At 59.1% G+C, this 19303-nt stretch carries 23 protein-coding genes and 1 pseudogene; 12 read left to right on the top strand and 12 right to left on the bottom strand.

What is annotated here, in order from left to right; translation table 11 throughout:
* Positions 1-68: 68 nt before the first annotated feature.
* Entirely contained in the window at positions 69-2501 is a 2433-nt protein-coding gene (hrpB, locus tag ACR3E7_RS08885) for an ATP-dependent helicase HrpB (RefSeq protein ID WP_480502746.1), read from the bottom strand.
* Between the two features lie 265 nt (positions 2502-2766).
* Here hrpB and meaB point away from each other — a divergent pair, with 265 nt between their 5' ends.
* The 4 genes from meaB (at position 2767) to ACR3E7_RS08865 (ending at position 5525) form a co-directional block, all read left to right on the top strand.
* Positions 2767-3738 (top strand): methylmalonyl Co-A mutase-associated GTPase MeaB, encoded by a 972-nt coding sequence (gene meaB / locus ACR3E7_RS08880; RefSeq protein ID WP_480502745.1) that lies wholly within the window; start codon positions 2767-2769, stop codon positions 3736-3738.
* A 231-nt stretch (positions 3739-3969) separates the two neighbouring features.
* Positions 3970-4257: a 50S ribosomal protein L28 gene (gene rpmB, locus ACR3E7_RS08875; protein ID WP_170326827.1), complete on the top strand. Its 288-nt coding sequence runs from the start codon at positions 3970-3972 to the stop codon at positions 4255-4257.
* Between the two features lie 399 nt (positions 4258-4656).
* Positions 4657-5007, top strand: coding sequence for a hypothetical protein (locus tag ACR3E7_RS08870; protein WP_480502744.1), 351 nt, complete (start codon positions 4657-4659; stop codon positions 5005-5007).
* A gap of 44 nt (positions 5008-5051) precedes the next feature.
* Positions 5052-5525 carry a copper chaperone PCu(A)C gene (locus ACR3E7_RS08865; RefSeq protein WP_480502743.1) on the top strand — a complete coding sequence of 158 codons (474 nt, stop codon included), beginning with the start codon at positions 5052-5054 and terminating at the stop codon, positions 5523-5525.
* A gap of 76 nt (positions 5526-5601) precedes the next feature.
* Here the strand turns inward: ACR3E7_RS08865 and ACR3E7_RS08860 are convergent, their stop codons facing one another.
* Together ACR3E7_RS08860 and ACR3E7_RS08855 are read right to left on the bottom strand one after the other, a co-directional pair.
* A complete protein-coding gene (locus tag ACR3E7_RS08860; protein WP_480502742.1) occupies positions 5602-6210 on the bottom strand; it encodes an HdeD family acid-resistance protein in 609 nt (202 codons plus the stop codon).
* A 61-nt stretch (positions 6211-6271) separates the two neighbouring features.
* Entirely contained in the window at positions 6272-6967 is a 696-nt protein-coding gene (locus ACR3E7_RS08855) for an NAD-dependent deacylase (RefSeq protein ID WP_170790434.1), read from the bottom strand.
* A gap of 28 nt (positions 6968-6995) precedes the next feature.
* On the opposite strand from ACR3E7_RS08855, the gene ACR3E7_RS08850 reads away from it, so the two are divergent.
* Entirely contained in the window at positions 6996-7439 is a 444-nt protein-coding gene (locus ACR3E7_RS08850) for a low molecular weight protein-tyrosine-phosphatase (protein WP_170770046.1), read from the top strand.
* Here the strand turns inward: ACR3E7_RS08850 and ACR3E7_RS08845 are convergent.
* The 3 genes from ACR3E7_RS08845 to ACR3E7_RS08835 all read right to left on the bottom strand — a co-directional run bounded on the left by ACR3E7_RS08845 (position 7436) and on the right by ACR3E7_RS08835 (position 9083).
* Positions 7436-8377 carry a LysR family transcriptional regulator gene (locus ACR3E7_RS08845; protein ID WP_480502741.1) on the bottom strand — a complete coding sequence of 314 codons (942 nt, stop codon included), beginning with the start codon at positions 8375-8377 and terminating at the stop codon, positions 7436-7438. The two genes, ACR3E7_RS08850 and ACR3E7_RS08845, sit on opposite strands and share 4 nt — an antisense overlap.
* Positions 8378-8443: 66 nt before the next feature.
* Positions 8444-8752 (bottom strand): hypothetical protein, encoded by a 309-nt coding sequence (locus tag ACR3E7_RS08840; protein WP_170753872.1) that lies wholly within the window; start codon positions 8750-8752, stop codon positions 8444-8446.
* A gap of 67 nt (positions 8753-8819) precedes the next feature.
* Positions 8820-9083, bottom strand: coding sequence for a hypothetical protein (locus ACR3E7_RS08835; protein WP_480502900.1), 264 nt, complete (start codon positions 9081-9083; stop codon positions 8820-8822).
* Between ACR3E7_RS08835 and ACR3E7_RS08830 the strand changes: the two are divergent.
* The 3 genes and pseudogenes from ACR3E7_RS08830 to lepA all read left to right on the top strand — a co-directional run.
* Positions 8988-9185 (top strand): annotated as a pseudogene (locus ACR3E7_RS08830) (RNA ligase family protein); the annotation flags it as partial. The gene ACR3E7_RS08835 and the pseudogene ACR3E7_RS08830 sit on opposite strands and share 96 nt — an antisense overlap.
* A 77-nt stretch (positions 9186-9262) precedes the next feature.
* Positions 9263-9541 (top strand): RNA ligase family protein, encoded by a 279-nt coding sequence (locus ACR3E7_RS08825; RefSeq protein ID WP_480502898.1) that lies wholly within the window; start codon positions 9263-9265, stop codon positions 9539-9541.
* 86 nt (positions 9542-9627) lie between these two features.
* Positions 9628-11427 carry a translation elongation factor 4 gene (gene lepA / locus ACR3E7_RS08820; RefSeq protein ID WP_480502740.1) on the top strand — a complete coding sequence of 600 codons (1800 nt, stop codon included), beginning with the start codon at positions 9628-9630 and terminating at the stop codon, positions 11425-11427.
* Between the two features lie 34 nt (positions 11428-11461).
* On the opposite strand, the gene ACR3E7_RS08815 is transcribed toward lepA, so the two are convergent.
* Positions 11462-12409 carry an aldo/keto reductase gene (locus tag ACR3E7_RS08815; protein ID WP_480502739.1) on the bottom strand — a complete coding sequence of 316 codons (948 nt, stop codon included), beginning with the start codon at positions 12407-12409 and terminating at the stop codon, positions 11462-11464.
* Between the two features lie 191 nt (positions 12410-12600).
* Between ACR3E7_RS08815 and ACR3E7_RS08810 the strand changes: the two genes are divergently transcribed.
* A complete protein-coding gene (locus ACR3E7_RS08810) occupies positions 12601-12915 on the top strand; it encodes a hypothetical protein (RefSeq protein WP_234899444.1) in 315 nt (104 codons plus the stop codon).
* Positions 12916-13031: 116 nt separating this feature from the next.
* A complete protein-coding gene (locus ACR3E7_RS08805; protein WP_237215606.1) occupies positions 13032-13481 on the top strand; it encodes a hypothetical protein in 450 nt (149 codons plus the stop codon).
* Positions 13482-14559: 1078 nt separating this feature from the next.
* Here ACR3E7_RS08805 and ACR3E7_RS08800 read toward each other — a convergent pair.
* From ACR3E7_RS08800 to ACR3E7_RS08785, 4 genes are all read right to left on the bottom strand, one after another.
* Positions 14560-14697 (bottom strand): entericidin A/B family lipoprotein, encoded by a 138-nt coding sequence (locus ACR3E7_RS08800; protein WP_170770051.1) that lies wholly within the window; start codon positions 14695-14697, stop codon positions 14560-14562.
* 74 nt (positions 14698-14771) lie between these two features.
* Positions 14772-15566 carry a metal ABC transporter permease gene (locus ACR3E7_RS08795; RefSeq protein ID WP_170790437.1) on the bottom strand — a complete coding sequence of 265 codons (795 nt, stop codon included), beginning with the start codon at positions 15564-15566 and terminating at the stop codon, positions 14772-14774.
* Positions 15566-16327 (bottom strand): metal ABC transporter ATP-binding protein, encoded by a 762-nt coding sequence (locus ACR3E7_RS08790; protein WP_480506575.1) that lies wholly within the window; start codon positions 16325-16327, stop codon positions 15566-15568. The genes ACR3E7_RS08795 and ACR3E7_RS08790 overlap by 1 nt, the downstream gene beginning before the upstream one ends.
* Positions 16306-16785, bottom strand: a complete 480-nt coding sequence (locus tag ACR3E7_RS08785; protein WP_480502737.1) for a Fur family transcriptional regulator — start codon at positions 16783-16785, stop codon at positions 16306-16308. The genes ACR3E7_RS08790 and ACR3E7_RS08785 overlap by 22 nt, the downstream gene beginning before the upstream one ends.
* A 93-nt stretch (positions 16786-16878) precedes the next feature.
* On the opposite strand from ACR3E7_RS08785, the gene ACR3E7_RS08780 reads away from it, so the two are divergent.
* Positions 16879-18000: a zinc ABC transporter substrate-binding protein gene (locus tag ACR3E7_RS08780; protein WP_480502736.1), complete on the top strand. Its 1122-nt coding sequence runs from the start codon at positions 16879-16881 to the stop codon at positions 17998-18000.
* 7 nt (positions 18001-18007) lie between these two features.
* Here the strand turns inward: ACR3E7_RS08780 and ACR3E7_RS08775 are convergent, their stop codons facing one another.
* The gene (locus ACR3E7_RS08775; protein ID WP_480502735.1) at positions 18008-18349 is read right to left on the bottom strand and encodes an ArsR/SmtB family transcription factor; all 342 of its coding nucleotides are present in this window, start codon (positions 18347-18349) and stop codon (positions 18008-18010) included.
* Between the two features lie 320 nt (positions 18350-18669).
* Here ACR3E7_RS08775 and ACR3E7_RS08770 point away from each other — a divergent pair, with 320 nt between their 5' ends.
* Positions 18670-19302 carry an ATP-dependent Clp protease proteolytic subunit gene (locus ACR3E7_RS08770; RefSeq protein ID WP_170770057.1) on the top strand — a complete coding sequence of 211 codons (633 nt, stop codon included), beginning with the start codon at positions 18670-18672 and terminating at the stop codon, positions 19300-19302.
* Position 19303 lies beyond the last annotated feature (1 nt).

Here is a 19303-nt window from a genome sequence, read left to right as displayed (position 1 = left end):
CCGAGCGCCTCCTCAAGCGGTCAAATAACAACGAAAGAAGATATATTCAATAAACCGGAGGGGCAGGCCTAATTGCGTCGTTTCGCACGCAAGGTTGGGACGGCCTGTGTGGGGTCTTCGGGCCAGGGGTGTTTGGGGTATTGCGCGCGCATGTCCTTTCGGACATCAGCGTAGGAGCCCGCCCAGAACCCCGGCAGGTCGCGTGTGATCTGAATGGGGCGTTGGGCCGGGGACAGCAGGGTGATCTTCAGCGGTTCGCCTCCGACAACCGGATGGCGGGTAACACCGAACAGTTCCTGCAACCGGACCGAGATTTCCGGGATCGCCCCGCCATAATCAATCGGTACCTTGCGGCCCAACGGCGTCTGAAACGCGCCCGGCGCACGTCGGTCCAGTTCCTGCGTCTGGGTCCAGTCTAGCCGTGCACGCAGGGCAGGCAGCAGATCAAACCGCTTCAAGTCCTCGGCCGAGCGCACGCCTGACAGCATGGGCAGCAGCCAGTCCTCTAGAGTGTTCGTCAGCCCCTCGGCTGAGAAATCGGGCAGGTTGGCACCTTGGGCTCGGACAAGTTCAACCCGCGCCGCCAGCCGGGCGGACGCCCCTTCGAGCCGCAGTCCGAGGTCGCGGACACCGTCCAACATCGCCAGTGCCAAGGTTTCGTCGGGCACGTCCTTCCAGATACGGTCATCCAAGGTAATCGCGCCCAGCCGTTCCTGCCTGCGGGCGATGACGCGGCGGTCGCGTTTGGACCACGCACAACTTTCGACCCAGGCGATCTGATCCGCGAAGAGATCACGGATTTCACGTTCCGAGATCTGCGCAGCCATGCGCACGCGCGCCTCGCGCGGATTGCCGTCGGTGTCGGTGACAACCAGATAGGGGGCTGCGGCCAGGGTGTCCGTGCTGTCCAGCACCACTCCCTTGCCACCCGACAAGACATAGCGCGGCTCATCGCCTTTGCGGCGTTGGCCGATGCGGTCGGGATAGGCCAGCGCGGCCATGGTGGCGGGGCTCGGGTCGGATGGGCTGCCCTTGCTGCGCAGCCGCTTGGCCTCGGCCTTGATGCGATCAAGCGCACCCGTATTTACTTGCCAGACGCGGTTGCGTTGAAATGCGCGCGGGTCGCGCAAGGCCTCAAGCCGCAACAACATATCAACAGGCGCGCCAAGCAGCGGGTCGCGCTCGGCCATCAATGCGGCCAGAGCGGCGGCGTCCGGCCCGGCACGTTCCAGCATATGTCCCAGCCTTGGGTGCAGGGGCAGGGCGGCCAGTGTGCGACCGTGATCGGTGATCCGCCCCTTGCGGTCCAGTGCGCCCAGCATGGTCAGCAAGGCGCGGGCCTCAGACATCGTGCCTTCGGGCGGAGGGGTCAGAAAGGCCAGATCGCCCGGTTCCGCCCCCCAAAGCGCCAGTTCCAGCGCCAGACCGGTCAGGTCGGCTGCCTCGATCTCGGCCGGAGGGTAGGTGGAAAGGGCGCCCTCTTCGCCTTTGGACCAAAAGCGATAGCAAACGCCTTCAGCCACGCGTCCGGCACGGCCCGTGCGTTGGGTTGCCTCGGCGCGTGTGACCCGTTCCGTTACCAGCCGCGACATGCCTGATCCCGGATCAAACCGCGTCCGCCGTGCCTGTCCCATATCGACCACAACGCGGATGTCGGGAATGGTTAGAGAGGTTTCGGCAATCGACGTGGCCAGAACGACCTTGCGCCCCGTCTCGACCGGACCAACCGCCTTGCGTTGGGCGGCGAAGGGCATCGCGCCGAATAGGGGGCGCACAACACACACATCGGGCAAGCGCCCGGCCAAGGCGTTTTCGGCGCGGCGAATCTCGCCCTCGCCTGGCAGGAAAACCAACATCCCGCCGGTTGTTTCGCGTTCGGCCTGCACCACCAGATCGACCAGAGCATCCAGCCGTCGCGCCTTCGTGCCCAAAGGATGGTCCAGCCAGCGTGTTTCAACCGGAAAGCTGCGGCCGGACGAGGTTACCAGTGGCGCGTTCATCAACCGCCCGACAGGTTCGGCGTCCAACGTGGCAGACATGGCCAAAAGGATCAGATCGTCGCGCAACGCGCCTGTCACCTCAAGGCACAGCGCCAGTCCCAAATCGGCATTAAGGGACCGTTCGTGGAATTCGTCAAAGATCACCGCGCCAACGCCGGGCAGGTCGGGTTCGGATTGTAGCATCCTGGTCAGGATGCCTTCGGTCACGACCTCGATCCGGGTGTTGGCCGACACCTTCGCTTCGCCCCGTACCCGGTAGCCCACCGTCTGCCCCGCACGTTCGCCCAGCGTTTCGGCCATGCGTTCCGCTGCCGCACGGGCGGCCAGACGGCGCGGTTCCAGCATCACGATCTTGCCGCCACACAACCCCGCCTCGAGCATCGCCAGAGGGACCCGTGTCGTCTTACCCGCGCCCGGAGGCGCTTGCAGTACGGCCCGCCCTGCGGATTTTAGGGCAGCCAGCAGTTCAGGAATGGCGTCGTCGATTGGCAGTCGAGTCATGCAGGCTTTATCCGCCAAGCGCCGGGCGGCGTCCAGTTCCTCTGCACCGGTTTCGTCAGAGGAGAGGCCTATCTCGCACGCCTTTACCCAAAGCGGGTCCGCACGCTGGGCCTGAGCAGCGACGGTGAAGGGGACAGAAACTAGACGCCAGGGTCACAAAAACAGCGCAGCTTGTTGGCATCCAGCGGGGTCTTCGCACAGTCCGGTCTGGACAAATCGGCTGTGGCGACGGCAATTAGTGGAGCCGCAGGAGGTTGGGACGAAAATGGACATAGACAACCTGAGTGACAGGATTTTGGACGGGGACCGGCGTGCGCTGGCCCGCGCGATCACTTTGGTCGAAAGCGGCCGTGCTGACCACCGGGCACAGGCGGGTGAACTATTGGCGCGTCTGACCAATTCCGGGCGGCAGGCGCTGCGCATCGGGCTGTCGGGCACGCCGGGCGTTGGCAAATCCACATTTATCGAAAGCTTCGGCATGATGTTGATCGGGCAGGGGCTGCGCGTTGCTGTTCTTGCGGTCGATCCCAGCTCGGCCCGGTCCGGCGGGTCCATTTTAGGCGACAAGACCCGGATGGAGCGTCTGAGCCGCGAACACGCCGCCTTTATCCGCCCGTCCCCAAGCCAAAGCCATCTGGGTGGTGTGGCCCGTCGCACCCGCGAGGCCATCGCCCTGTGCGAGGCCGCAGGGTTCGACGTGGTTCTGATTGAGACCGTTGGCGTGGGGCAATCCGAAACTGTGGTGTCCGAGATGTCGGACTTGTTCCTGCTCTTGCTCGCACCGGCGGGCGGGGACGAGTTGCAGGGGGTCAAGCGCGGCATCATGGAAATGGCGGATATGATTCTGGTCAACAAGGCGGATGGGGACCTCAAGGCTACTGCAACCCGTACCTGCGCAGATTATGCGGGAGCATTGCGGCTGTTGCGCAAGCGCCCGCAGGACCCTGAGGGCTTTCCCAAGGCAATGACGGTTTCAGCCGTCGAAGAACACGGGTTGGAACAGGCTTGGGTCGAGATGCAGGCGCTTAGCCAATGGCGCCGTGAAACAGGTCAATGGGCAGCGAACCGGTCCGATCAAGCCTGTTTCTGGTTCGATCAGGAGGTGCGCCATGCCCTGCTGGCCAGGCTGGAAACGTCCGAGGCCAAAGCTGAAATGGCATCGTTGAATGCCAAAGTCGCGCAAGGGGTGCTCAGCCCGGCTGCTGCTGCGCAACAGATGCTGTCTCATCTGGTTTAGGGGGCTATCAGTGGGGTGTTCTTTTTGCGAATTTTCCTGACAAAACCATGATGTGACTGGTGCGCCCCGGCGTCATGCAGCAAAGTCAAAGAATTCCGTTGATCCGTCTTGACCCTCTCGGCGATTCCCACTAAACGCATCCAACCAGTTTTCGGGCGCGACTTCGGGTTGTGCCCCTTGTGATTTGGCCGAGGGCGTTTTGCCTGGCCTCCAGAAACAAAGGAAGAAACCATGTCGCGCCGTTGCGAACTGACCGGAAAAGGCCCGATGACTGGCAACAATGTCAGCCACGCCAAAAACAGAACTCGTCGTCGTTTCCTGCCCAACCTGAACGACGTCACCTTGCAGTCCGAAGCTCTGGGCCGTGGCGTGAAGCTGCGCATCTCGGCGGCTGCGCTGCGCTCGGTCGACCACCGCGGTGGTCTGGACGCGTTCCTGGCCAAAGCCAAGGACGAAGAGCTGTCGGCCAACGCGCTGAAAGTGAAAAAAGAAATCGCTAAGGCACAGGCCTCCGCCTAAGCTTTTTCCTATCTGCGAATTTTGACCCTGCACCTGTCCGGTGCGGGGTCTTTTCGTTTACAGTCAAGACATTATGAGAAAAGCACTTCCAGCGTGACAATGTTCACATACAGTTGGCTGACGTAGGGTTAAGTTAAGTCATATTCATCTGGCGGAGTTCACTCTCATGTCTTTCAAATCCTACGATTTTCTTGCCCTGTTGACCGGTTTTTTCGGCAATACCTTTGGGACAGGTTTTCGGATGCAACGTCAGGTGAACCGGCTGCATACGAGCTTGACCAAAGGGTCCGTAAAACGACCGGAACTGGACCGCTGACGGTTCATTTCAAACCAAGGGCTTCTAGCGCTGCCGATTGTGCTTGAAGCCCGCTTTCCCTCGGGCTTATACCGTGGGTCAGAGTGAGACCCGTTCTGAAATATCTCTTGCCTTACATGCTATCGCTGCTGGTTGTCCTGACCGGTCAGAGCGTTGCGGCCTCGCGCGGGGTGGACGCCGCTGTAGGGCAGATGGTGCTGTGTACGGGCACAGGGCCGGCGGTCGTCTATATGGACGCCGAAGGACAACCGACGCAACCGCCGCACTATTGTCCGGACTATGCGCTGACATTGCTGGGGGCGATTGACGCGCCGCATGTGGATGTTCCGCCTGCGCCGCGCCCCAAGGTTGCCGTGCCGGCACGCACGCGCGGAAATCTGATCGCGGCACCCCGTCCACGTCATCCGGCGCGCGCGCCTCCGGCCCGGATTTGATCGCAAACTCAGTTCGTTCAAATACCCAAGTCAGGAGAGGCGCAATGCCCTTTTCATCCAAATTCACGGCGGTGCTGGCCGCCGTTACCTTTGCCTCCGCCGCTATGGCGCAGGACACTATCACGGTCGAGGATGCCTATGCGCGTTCGGCAGGCAAAGCAGCCAAGGCCGGGGCGGCCTTTATGGTGATCCAAAACAGTGGCGATGCCGAGGACCGGCTGATCGGTGTGCAATCCGACGCGGCGGCACGGGTCGAGTTGCATACCCATGAGATCGATGAAAACGGCGTTGCCAAGATGATCCATGTTGAGGAAGGCTTTGTGATCCCGGCGGGCGAGTCGCATATGCTGAAGCGCGGCGGCGACCATGTGATGTTCATGGGACTTGCCGCTCCGTTCGAACAAGGTGAGACGGTTCCTGTGACGCTGATCTTCGAAAAAGCCGGTGAGGTCGTGATCGAGGTTCCCGTCGATTTGGAACGTCACGATACGGGCGGCCACGGGTCGCATTCTAACTAGGCCTACGCCTGTCTTCGGGCCGCGATGCGGCCGTCATCCATGCGTCAGGCCGGGTAAAACCCGGCCTGTTTGCGCCTTAGCGGTTAACGACACGCGGGGCGACCCGGTCATGGGCGCGTTTTAAGCGGGCTGCCAGAAAGAACATGACGGCAGAGAAGGCCAGGGCTGAGAAGGCGATCGCCCAGCCAAGCGCGACCATACCACTACCGGGCCAAAACAACAGGACCAGCCCGATGACTAGGGCAACGATCCCCGAATTGCGAACAGTCCCCGCATCTGGGTTGTGTTCGGGCATTTGTCGCCACGCCATCAGCGCGCCGATCCCCACGATCAGCGCCCATGCGCCTAGCAGGAAAAAGGTCAAGCGCGCGACGCCTTCGGGCCAGATCAGTAGTACCAGACCGATCAGCAGCGCGCCGACGCCAACACCGCCGATCAGGCCGCGCCGCCCGAACCCCAGCAGGGTGAGGCCGCCATCCAATACCAGCAACACCCCCACCAGCCGCAGCAGCAGTGCGATACTACCCGTGGGCCAGAACAGCGCTGCAATTCCCAGCGCGCCTGCCAGAAGGCCGCGCAGCAGGAAGGTCCACCACAGATTGGCCAGTTGATCGCCCAGCGCATCGCGGCTGTCCATGCTGTGTGCCTCAAGGATCTCTGGCTGCGGGTTGTTCGGGTCGGTCATTGGGGCCTCCGGTATTGGCAGGGTTATTCAGCCCCAAAATAAATCGTTTTTCAACCGCAGGTTAGGAATGTGTCAGCAATCCGTCGACCCACTGCGGCACGATCTGAGTGGCTGGGCCCAGAATGACTTCATCATACCGCGAGGCGCCATCCGAGGGATCAAGGTTTAGTTCAACCGTTCGCGCTCCGGCCAAGGCAGCTTCGTGTACGAATGCAGCTGCCGGGTAGACCTGGCCCGACGTGCCGATTGATGCAAAAACGGTCGCCCCTGCCAAGTGGTCGTAAATGAGGTCCATGTGATACGGCATCTCGCCGAACCAGACCACGTCGGGTCGGGCAGAGGGGGCGGTGCAGGCCGGGCAAACCTCGCCCACGGACATCTCGGGTGGGGCAGTCCAGCGATGATCGCAAGTGGCACAGAGTGCTCCTGCAAGCGTGCCGTGCATGTGCAGGACGTTTTCGGCCCCGCCAGCCTCGTGCAGGTTGTCAACATTCTGGGTGACGATCACAACCTCCGACGGAAAGTCGCGTTGCAGGCGGGCGAGCGCCAGATGGGCGGCGTTGGGCTGCGCTTTGGCAGCCTGAATACGGCGGGCGTTGTAAAAGCCGTGAACCAACGCTGGATCACGTGCAAAGCCCTCGGGCGTGGCGACGTCTTCGATCCGGTGCTGGGACCACAGACCGCCTTCGTCGCGAAATGTGCCCAAACCGCTTTCGGCGGAAATCCCGGCACCTGTCAGAATGACGATCTTTCCCATCTTTGCCTCACGCGCTACACCTCGCCTCATGAGCCACCGTATCCTGTTTGTCTGTCTGGGCAATATCTGCCGTTCTCCTGCCGCCGAAGGTGCTTTTCGTACCCGTGCGCCCCATTTTGTCACCGACAGTGCCGGGACCTCGGGCTGGCATATCGGTGATCCGCCTTATGGGCCGATGCAAAAAGCGGCGCGGGCGCGCGGGATTAAGCTGGACGATCTACGGGCGCGGCAATTCGTGGCCGAGGATTTCCACCGGTTCGATCTGATCATCGGGATGGATGCCGACAACATCGCGAATATCGAGGATCTGCGGCCTGCGGGCAACGACACCCCGGTTCGTTTGCTGACCGATTTTGCACCGCAATCTGGTGCGGACCATGTGCCCGATCCTTACTATACCCGCGATTTCGACGGAGCGCTGGACCTGATCGAAGCCGCCGTCGTAGGCCTTGAGACGCATCTGCGCGCTTAGCCCATCACCTTTAGCCGGCTCTCCAGCCATGGCAGTTGCGATAGCGCCGGGTCCACGATCTGGCTGCGCATCAGGCGGCGCATCATGTCGGCCACCTCTTGCGGGACCTGATCGGACCAGTCAGTGCGGGTGAACAGGGAAATCATCCGCGAGAAATCCCCAAACGGGGCAGGGTGCGCCTCAAGCCCTTCATGGAACCGGGCGGCGCGCATGAACCCCAAGGGCGTGGTGATGGCCCAGCCGAGGCCACGCGCGACCATTGCCATCAGCGCAAGATGCGAGCCGATCTCGAACCGTTCCTCGAACTCTAGCTTCTGGCGGGCCAGATGTGCCTCGATCTGGCGGCTGATAAGCTGTTCACGGGCGTAGCGCAGAAACGGAAGCGTCTGCACCGCATCCTGCGCTCCTTTGGGAGTGACCAGAATGAACGGATCCTGCACCAGCGGGTATTCGGCCACGCCCTCAAGCACTTCACCGGAATGGGCCGAGACGGCCAGGTGCAGGCGCTGTGCCTCGAGTTCGGCAAACAGATCAAGACTGGGCAGGGTGATCAGCTTGAATTTCGAGCGAGTCAGGCTGTCGGCCAGCAATGTCGCCAGTCTGGGTGTCAGGTCATTGTCGAAATCGTCGATCAGCCCGATGGACAGGGTAGTCAGATGGCCCAGATCCATCACGGTCAATTCGCTCTGGGCCATTTGCAATTCGGCCAAAACCGTCTCAGCGCGGGCCAGAAAGCTGCGCCCGCCCTGCGTCAGCCGCATTGGGCGGCGTCCGTGGTCGACCAGTTCGGTGCCCAACGCGTTTTCCAGATTGCGCAATTGCTGGCTTACCGATGGCTGGCTGAGCCCGGTGATCTCGGCCGCCTGCGCCACCGAACCGGTGCGCGCCAAGGCCTCGAACACTTCAAGGCCCCGCAGAGTCAGCCCTTTCATCACCATCGCACACCTCTTTCGCTGCGCCTTTTCTGGGGCGCAGGACGGGTCAGGTCAAGGATGCTGAGGTATTTAGCTACAGATCGCCTGCGCCATCTGGCCAAAATTCTGATATCGATCCCATAGCGCATCATCCCGCGCGGTGCGTGACATTTTCAACTCCTGCGCCTGATGGGGGTCAGCGAACCATTTCGAGACGGTCTTTTGGTCGCTGCGCGTCAGCGCCTGATCGGCCACGCGTTGAATGCAACTGCACCGATCCCGCGTCGCAGCCGAACGGTCCGACGCCAGACACGCCCGCTTGATTTGCGCGGCCTCAACCGCCAACGGAGAGCTTGCCACAGACGCAGCACAGAATGCTATTAAGAGGAACTTTTTCATGCTCGAGCCTCGTTTTTGCCTGCCCGGAGGGATCTTGCGCCCCTCTCGGCCTTTCGCGGAGTATGAATCAAACTGGTTTCGGGATCAATCGGGGGGTGCGAAAATGTGATTGGGCAGTGGAGCAAAGTCGCATTTGCTTAGGCAAACCAACGGATTTGAAAATAAAATGCTTAAGAAATACGGCCGCACATTCCATTTGCCACAATCCCCTGGGGCTACCAGCGATGACAAAATTATGCGCAGTGTCGACGGGCTGGTTGCCGCCGATGAGGTGGTCTTCACCGAGAAAATGGACGGTGAGAATACGACAATCCACAGTCAGGGCTGCCATCCACGCAGCCTTGATGCCCGATACCATCCGTCGCGCGATTGGATGAAAGCTTTTGCGGCTGGTATCTCACCTCAACTGGCCGAGAATGAGCGTATTGTTGGCGAGTATCTCTTTGCACGCCACTCTATCGTGTATCGCGCTTTACCATCCTATTTTCTGGGTTTGTATGGATCAAACAAGTGGAGGTTCAGGCCTGGGATGCGACTCTCTTTCGCTTTGCCGAACTTGGGATCGCGCCGGTACCAGAACTGCATCGCGGGCCGTTTTCGGATCAGGTTGTTAGCACTGTTCTTTCCAACCTCAATCGCGATAGGCAAGAGGGTTTCGTGGTTCGTGATATGGCTGCGTTTTCGGAACAGGATATGCCAACCCGCCTAGCCAAGTATGTGCGCGAAGATCATGTGCAAAGCGACACGCATTGGGTGAATGCCGAACCGATCAAAAACGAGCTTGCATGACATCCGACAAGCCATGCGAACAAAGGCGTTCGCATGGGGCTGTCCCACCTTGACCAGCGACTGTTTTCGAACCATATCCCGTCGCTATGACAGACCTCGCTCATATCCGCAATTTCTCCATCGTCGCGCATATCGACCATGGCAAATCCACCCTTGCTGACCGGCTCATCCAAGAGACCGGAACGGTCAAGGATCGCGACATGAAGGAACAGCTGCTCGACAGCATGGATATCGAGCGGGAACGCGGCATCACCATCAAGGCCAACACGGTTCGCATCGACTATACGGCTGATGATGGCGAGGCATATGTGCTGAACCTGATCGACACCCCCGGTCACGTGGACTTTGCCTATGAGGTCTCACGGTCCATGCGCGCGGTCGAGGGCTCGCTGCTGGTCGTCGACTCGACCCAAGGGGTCGAAGCGCAGACGCTGGCCAACGTGTATCAGGCCATCGACGCCGATCATGAGATCGTGCCGGTGCTGAACAAGATCGACCTGCCCGCATCTGACTGCGACCGCGTGGCCGAACAGATCGAGGATGTGATCGGCATCGACGCGACCGACGCCATTCAGGTCTCGGCTAAGACGGGGCAGGGCATCCACGAAACGCTGGAAGCCATTGTTCAGCAACTGCCAGCACCGCAGGGCAATCTGGACGCGCCGCTCAAGGCGATGTTGGTGGATTCGTGGTACGACGCCTATCTGGGCGTGATCGTCCTGGTCCGCATCATGGACGGCACGCTGAAAAAGGGGATGCGGGTCAAGTTCATGTCGAACGGGACCCTCCATCATGTGGACCGCGTCGGAGTCTTCCGCCCCGAGATGGAGATGGTCGACAGCCTAGGCCCCGGTGAGATTGGCTTTCTGACCGCTTCAATCAAACAGGTCCGCGACACCCGCGTCGGGGATACCATCACCAATGACCGCAACGGGACTGAGGACGCGCTGGACGGCTTCAAGCCCGCGCAGCCGGTGGTGTTCTGTGGCCTCTTTCCCGTCGACAGTTCCGAATTCGAAGACCTGCGGGACGCGATCGATAAGCTGGCGCTGAACGACGCTTCGTTCTCGTTCGAAATGGAAACCTCGGCGGCACTTGGTTTTGGCTTCCGCTGCGGCTTCCTTGGGCTGTTGCACCTTGAGGTCATTCGCGACCGGATCGAACGTGAATACGATATCGAGCTCATCACCACCGCGCCGTCGGTGATCTATCACGTCTACATGAAAGACGGCGAGATGATCGAGCTGCACAACCCTGCTGACATGCCCGACCCCTCCAAGGTCGACCATATCGAGGAACCGCGCATCAAGGCGACCATTCTGGTGCCCGACGAATACCTCGGCGACGTGCTGAAACTGTGTCAGGACCGCCGTGGCATCCAGCTGGATCTGACCTATGCGGGTAGCCGCGCGATGGTCGTCTATGACCTGCCGCTGAACGAGGTCGTCTTTGACTTCTACGACCGTCTGAAATCGGTGACCAAGGGCTACGCATCCTTCGACTACCAGATGACCGGCTATACAGAGGACAATCTGGTCAAGATGTCGGTGTTGGTGAATGACGAGCCGGTCGATGCACTGTCAACCATGGTTCACCGCGACCGGGCCGAGATGCGGGGCCGGGCGATGTGCGAAAAGCTCAAAGACCTGATCCCACGCCACATGTTCAAAATCCCGATCCAGGCCGCCATCGGAGGCAAGGTCATCGCCCGCGAGACCCTCTCGGCCCTGCGCAAGGACGTGACCGCCAAGTGTTACGGAGGCGACGCCACCCGGAAACGCAAACTGCTGGACAAGCAGAAGGCGGGTAAGAAAAAAATGCGCCAATTCGGGAAGGTCGATATCCCGCAAGAGGCGTTTATTTCGGCGTTGAAGATGGACAGCTAAGGCTGTCCATTTCTTCCTCTTGGTTTGTCTAAGTTTACGCGGATTCTGGATCGGCGTCCGATTGTCCGAGGTCGGTGAGTTCAGTCCAGACCGCCTCAGGTATGTCCCAATCGGCCCACTCAAGCGTTTGGTTTACATGCTGGGGCCACGTCACCCCGCAAACTGTTGAAGCAATGTTTGCATCTCGAAGCGAGAATTGCAGCGCCAGCGCGCCCATTGGAATGTCGTATCGGGCACAGATATCTTCGACCGCGCGCACAGGCGCGAGCATTTCTTCTGTTGCTGGCCGGTAAACGTAAAAGTGGTGAACCGCGCTACCTCTTGCCAGAATTCCTCCCGCGTAGGGTGCTGCATTTAAGACGGTGACACCCTTGGAAACGGCTTGTTCGATTAGGGGCGAAGCATTCACGTTTACAAGTGTGTGCCGGTTATGCGTCATCACGACATCGAAGTCCCAGTCGCGCAACATAGGCGACAGAACGTCCAGCCGTCCGCCGGCCAAACCAACGGCAGTTGCAAGGCCTTCCTCTTTGATTTTGAACAATTCGTCCAGCGCACCTCCGCTGCGCGTGATCTCTGACATATCACCAGCGTATTCCGGGTCGTGCAGGTGAAGGATGTCGACGCTGTCTACACCGAGTGCCATTAAGCTTTGCTCTAGCGATCGCCTAGCTTGGGTAGCGTCGAACACGCTCGTCTCCATGTCGCGGTCGATTTTCGTGGACAATACACAGCCTTCTGGCAAACCACCGAGTTCACGAATTACGCTCCCAATGCGGTCTTCACTTCGGCCCATAGCATAGCCGCGGGCGGTATCGATAAACCCGTCGGGGCGGATAAGTATTGTGCGCAAGGTTTCTCGCGCCCTATTCTCATCAACTTCGTAACCATAGATTTGCGGAATGCTACCTATCCCTGTTGACCCAAAACCAATTCGAGGAATTCGCACCCCGGTTAGACCGATTTCGTGAAACGTCGTCATTGCTCCCCTCCCTGAAAATTCGAATCAGAATATATGAATATTCTGCGGGACCGTTATGCACTTCAAGCTTGAGGGCTGAGTAAAATCACTTGAAATCCAAACAGGATATCCGAATCTGTGATCCAGCTCACAGCCCAACTTTTTAAAACTTGTTAGTGGTGACCTAGCGGCAACTTCGGCAGGAGGCCCCTATGTCCATGGTCCCCATAATCGCCCTCGGATCGGCAGGTCTCTATTCCATTGCCATGATCTCGATGAAGTTCTGGTGGAAAATCCCCGGCCTCGGCCTTAGCCTGTTGATCGTGGCAACCCTGCTGGCCGCCGCAACGCTGGAGCTTGCCGCGCTGCGCGAGGAGCGGTTGGGTATCATCTATACCGGCATTCTGGGGGCCGAGGTTGTGCTGATCGCCATTGCCTCGTTCTTCTTGTTCGGTGAAGATTTCTCGATGCGGGAAGGGATCGGGATTGCCTTGGTTGTCGCCGGAACCGCCTTGGCGTGGGCCTGATTAACCGCAATCTAAACCCTTCATGAAGCTTCCTTCACAAATGTTGTAACGTGTCCGCCACCTCCCAATCTGTTGAGCAGGCCAGCATCGGCCCGGACACAAACGGAGGAGAGACCATGACCAGATTTATGACTGCCGGAGCAGCCGCTTTGGCCACGAGCCTCAGCCTTGCCACCGCAGCCGCAGCCGATACGCCGGACCTGCGCGGGACGTGGACGGGCAGCTATACCGCCGTCGGGCCGAACCGGACCTCGACCGGGGACGCGCCTCGGTTCAACAACGCCGAGTGGGTTCTGGATATCCAAAAGCAGCAGGACAATGTGTTTTGGGGGCCCAGTAAGTGGCGTCCGAATGCGGCTCAGACCTGGCGGGTGATGGACGCGACTGGCACCATCAGTCTGGATGACCCGACCCGGATCAGCATCGTCGAAAGCTCGGCCAACCCCGAGATCGGTGTGAATGCGCTTATTGATGCCCGGTATGAGGACGGCAAAATTTACGCGGATTTCCGTAGCCTGCGTCGTGGAACGACCTACAGCACCGTTCTGGAACGGCAGGTGAACTGAAGCGACCCTGACTCGGACGGGCTGTAGGGGGTACCGGCTGCTAAGGTATGCCGCGGCGTAGTAGGTAATTCCGGCCGGGTCAGGGCGCTTCTCAGGACTACCCGTCTCCGCAGGGAGGAGGCGGTTCGGGCGGCGGCGCGCCCCACATGCAACAGGCTTTTGCTCCTTTCCGCCAGATACGCAGCGTCTCTTGGCGGCAGGGGATTGGGCCCGCGACCTTCAGCGCGGTGTTGCAGTGGTTCGATGCTGTCGCCCGAGCTCTCTGGTTTTTCAGGTCGAATTGCGCGGTTTGATTCGGATTGGCAACGTGATTCTGCCTCTGCACCTTCAGGAAACCCATTTGCGGGTGCAGAAACGGGTGCGAAGGAGGCCATTTTTCACAAACGGGAGTTTTCCGTACTCAACAGCCCCTCGCGGCTGGGTTTCCAGACTTGTCCACAAATTCATCCCTGCGGATATCAACACTTTATCCACGGCTAATTTTCATGCTGCGGTGCTATTTTCTTGCCGGACTGCGGATCGGATGTAACAGTTTCGATATCGCCAAGGCCTTTAGGGGTCACGGCGGGACGCAAAGGCCAAAGGGGCTACGCGGATGATGGGGAACTTTCGGGTTTTTCTGTGATCGCAGCGGGTTACCGGCTGGTTTCAAGGTGGTCCGGGCATCATGGCCGGACCGTTTCGAAACCTTATCAGATGGTTGATGCGGGCTGTGACGCGCTTTCACGAGCGTGGCACGGTGGTCGCGGTTCCTGCGGGGGCCGAGACAACTGGAACGGTGCGTCCCTCGGGTGTGCCGAACCGGCAAGGCGTCAGGAGTGTTCCGCAAGGGCACATGCAAAGACCGCGTCTGCGCACCTGACGCCTTTTCCTTTTCCCAGGCTATTGGGCAATCAGGCTGCCACTTACCTTTCGCCAAATGCGAGAAGGGGTTCTTGTGTGACCACAAGAACCCCAACGTCGTGTCAGATATGCAATGCCGCGTCTATGCACCTGTGGATCTATTATAGCCACGATATGCTGGGTCATTCAACAATATATTGAGGGCGGCAAGGTTCTTGCCCCAAAATGGAGGGGATCAGATGTTTTCCTGAACGTCGCTTGCCGTGTTGGTAATTGCGTCCCCGGCTTTCTCGATATCCCGACCAACGCCTTTTGCAGTTTCGCAGGCGGTCAGGGCCAGCAGGGTCAGTCCAATCAGAGCGGTGCGGATCATCTGTGTCTCCATAGGTGTTTGCTATGCCGTGCCTAGCAGTTTTTCAAAAGCGAAACCAGCGTTTTGCAGCGGAATCAGTCCTTGCGGATGAAAGGGCCAAAAAGTGCGGTCAGCAGGAAGATTATAGCGGCGGCACAGACGATGCTGGGACCCGCCGGTGTGTCGGCCAGATAGGCACCGCCGAGCCCACCCAAAGCGGCGAGGGACCCGATCACGGCGGCGAAAACAGCCATGCTTTCCGGGGTTTTGACCAGCGACCGCGCCCCGGCTGCCGGAATGACCAACAGTGCGGCGATCAGCAGGATGCCAACCACTTTGATTGCGACTGCAACGGCCAGCGCCATGGCGAGGGTCAGCCAAAGCTCCTCGCGTTTGGGGTCGATGCCTGATGCATAGGCCAGATCGGGGTTCAGCGTGGCGACCAGCAAAGCAGACCACCTGAGTGTCATCACTGTCAGGATCAGCGCTCCTCCGATCCAGATGGTGGCAAGGTCCCCTTTGGTCACGGCCAGAATGTCGCCAAACAGAAAAGCGTTCAGGTCAAGACGTACATCTGACAACAGCGCCACCGTCACCAGACCTGCCGCCAGCGCGGTATGTGCGATGACGCCCAGCAAAGTGTCCATGGCAAAACCTTTGCCGCGCAACAACGTTACGGCCAAACCCATGGTAAGGGCCGAGGCCAGGATCGCGGGCAGAAGCGGAAGCGAGAAAGCAAGCGACAGCGCGACCCCAAGGACCGAGGCATGGGCCGTGGCTTCTCCCATATAAGCCATTCGGCGCCAAACGACGAAACAACCCAAAGGGGCCGCGGCAATCGCCACGCCAACACCAGCCAGCGCTGCGCGCACCATGAAGTCATCCAGCATCAATGTGCCTCATCATGCGAGTGATCATGGTCATGCGAATGACTGTGCTGATGCTGGTAGAGCGCCATGGTCCCCTTAGTGCCACTGCCGAACAGCGCACGGTATTCAGGCGCATCAGCAACCGTTCGCGGCGACCCTTCACAGCAGATATGTCCGTTCAGGCACAGAACCCGGTCCGAGGCCGCCATGACCACGTGCAGATCGTGGCTAACCATGACGACCGCGCAGCCGATATCGTGACGCACCTGCTCGATCCTTTGGTAAAAGGCCGCGGCACCCGGTTGATCCAACCCTTGCGTAGCCTCATCCAGCAAAAGCACTTGGGGTTTCTCCAAAAGGGCGCGGGCTAGAAGGACACGCTGGAACTGCCCGCCGGACAGTTTGGTCATTTGCCGGTTTCTGAGATCCGGTACACCGGCCAATTCAAGGGCCTGAACCGCCTCTTGCGCCGAGACCCGTCGGGGCAGGCCGAGGAAACGCTGAACGGTCATCGGCAGGGCCGCATCCAAAGCCAATTTTTGAGGGACATATCCAACACGCAGGTTTGGCGCACGGTGGACTGTTCCTTCTGCTGGTGGGATTGCACCGATCATGGCGCGCAACAAGGTCGATTTGCCCGACCCGTTCGGGCCGACAATCGTCACGATCTCAGCCTCGGACACCGATGCGTTGACGTTTTCCAGAATTGTGCGCCCATCCACCCGGATCGTCAGGTCTTTGAGAGTGATCAGTGGGGTCGTCACGCCTGTGTTCCAATACATTCCGGGCACAGGCCTTCAGCCTCGACCACGACGCGTTCGATTTGAAAGCCGGATGTGTTTGCGGCAACGCCCAGACGGCCCTGCGTCAGTTCGGTTTCGGTTTCGGCGACCGCTTTGCAAGATCGGCAAATCAAAAAGGCTGGTACGTGATCATGGGTGGGGTGCGCGCATGCTGCATAGGCATTGAGCTGCTCAATGCGGTGGACAAAGCCGTGTTGCACCAGAAAATCCAGTGCCCGATAGGCCACGGGGGGTTGTGACCCCATGCCTTCCGCAGCCAGCACGGCCAGGATGTCATAAGCACCCATAGCCTTGTGTTTTTCCAGCAAAATCTCAAGAACCCGCCGTCGAACTGGCGTAAATTGCAAACGTTTTGCTTTGCATTTCGCCTCAGCTTGGGCGAGGGCGGTATGTACGCAATGGGCGTGATCGTGCTGTCTGAAACCGACGGTGCTCATCCGGTGCTCCGAATTATTTTTGGCTTGATATGTTATAACGTCGGGCATATCAAGCGACCAAGAAATGTAATAACATATCACTCGAGGGTAAATATGCGACGGTCAGTTCTTTGTGCTGTGGGCTCTGTGTTGGCAAGTCAGGCGGTCGCCGAGCCGCCTAAAGTAGCGACGGATATTGCGCCTGTTCATTCGTTGGTCGCGCAGGTCATGAACGGTGTTGGAGAGCCGGCGCTGATCATCCCGGCTGGATCTTCGCCGCATAACCACGCCATGCGCCCATCCGAGGCGCGGGCGTTACAATCTGCCGATGTCGTGTTCTGGGTCGGCGAAGAGCTAACACCATGGATGGAGAAGCCGCTGGCTGCGCTATCGGGCGATGCGCGCCTCGTCACGTTGTTGGATTCGGAAGGTACAGTGCTGTATGAATTCCGCGACGTGGTTGCAGATGTTCACGACGATCATGATGACCATGCGGGCCACGATGGTCACGATTCGCATGATGAACACGAAGAACATGACGATCACGCCGGGCATGACGATCACAAAGATCATGAAGAACATGTGGGGCATGACGATCATGACGGTCATGACAAAGATGATGAGCACGCGGCGCATGAAGATCATGATGACCACGCCAGCCAAGACGAAGATCATGACGAGCACGCAGGCCATGATGACCATGGTCACGATCATGAAGGCGTCGACCCGCACGCTTGGCTCGACCCTGCAAACGGGCGTGTTTGGGTCCATGTCATTGCTGAGGCGCTGGCCACGTCAGACCCTGAGAACGCCGCCATTTACAGGGAAAATGCAGAGCGCGCCAAAGCGGAGCTGCTTGAGTTGGAAGCCCAGATCGCTACTGAAATCGCTGGGATGCAGGATCACCGGTTTATTACGTTCCACGACGCCTATCAGTATTTCGAAAACCGCTTTGGACTGCAAACATCTGGCTCCGTAAGTCTCGGCGACGCGTCCAACCCTGGGCCTGCGCGACTGGCCGCGCTGCAAGAGAAGGTAGCAGAGGATTCAATCCAATGTGCCTTCGCCGAACCTCAATACGACACGCGCCTTGTCGAGACAGCGATCGAAGGTTCTGGTGCCGGTGTTTACGAACTGGACCCGCTTGGCGTCGACGTCACCCCCGGAGCCGATCATTACTCGGCTATGTTATTGGGGATGGCGCAGGGCTACGTGAATTGCGCCAGCGGGTCCTGAGCCGCGCTTAGGCCGCTTCTTCGGTGCAAAACAGTTCGTAGACAAGTTCCAGCATCCGGCGGGGGCGATCATCTGCCAAACGGTAGAAGATCGCCTTGCCCTCGCGTCGGGGCGAGACCAGCCCCTCAAGACGCAGGCGAGACAGTTGTTGGGACACTGCGGCTTGTCGCGCCGACAAAAGTTCTTCCAGTTCGGTGACCGATTTTTCGCCAGAGACCAAATGGCACAAGATCATCAGCCGCCCTTCGTGGCTAATGGCTTTCAGGAAGTTCGACGCGTCCGTTGCGTTCCCCGCGATCTGTTCGAGGTTCTGAGGTGACATATCCTGTGAAATCTGGGGCAGTGCCATTAATATTTTCCTTGTGGGCCCGGTCGACGGGCGAGTGTTTTCGATTTTCAATGATCTCCGCTGCGCGGAGGCCGTCTGCCTGTATTTTGACCAATTGCCCCCATATGCATGAATCAAAATGACGTGATGGGATGATGCTTGCACATGATTGTGAGGCTCTGTGTGCAAGATGCGTGTTTTTCGAGTCCGAACGATCTCATTTGCACAAGAAGATACAGAAGTCTTTGGCCCCCCTTGCAGCCCCTCAGTGGCAGCACTAAGACTCGGGTAACGTTTCTTCGGGTATTGTCCCGATCCATAGCAAAGCAGGCAGGTTCCGTATGTTCGATCCCGTTGATACCTATATGAATACGCTCGTCCCCATGGTGGTCGAACAGACAAGCCGTGGTGAACGCGCCTATGATATTTTCTCGCGCCTTCTGAAAGAGCGGATCATTTTCATCAACGGCCCGATCCATGACGGGATGAGCCATTTGATCGTGGCCCAGTTGCTGCATCTTGAGGCCGAGAACCCGAACAAGGAAATCTCGATCTACATTAATTCGCCCGGCGGCGTTGTGACCAGCGGTTTGTCGATCTACGACACAATGCAGTATATCAAGCCGAAATGTTCGACATTGGTGATCGGTCAGGCGGCCTCGATGGGGTCGGTTCTGCTGGCCGGGGGCGAGAAGGGGATGCGCTTTTCGCTGCCCAACAGCCGGATCATGGTGCACCAGCCCAGCGGTGGTTATCAGGGTCAGGCCAGCGATATCATGATCCACGCGGCCGAGACGCAAAAGCTGAAGGATCGTCTGTATGACATTTACGTGCGCCATACAGGACAGACAAAAAAGGCGGTTGAAAAGGCGCTGGACCGTGACAATTTCATGAGCCCGGAGGAAGCAAAAGAATGGGGCCATATCGACGAAATCGTCGAAAATCGTGCAAAAATGGACGGGGACGACGCGTAGG

The sequence above is a fragment of the Ruegeria sp. BK1 genome, from assembly GCF_056535645.1.
The sequence above is the reverse complement of the archived record's forward strand: the minus strand, read 5'-3'. Positions and strand labels throughout refer to the sequence as shown.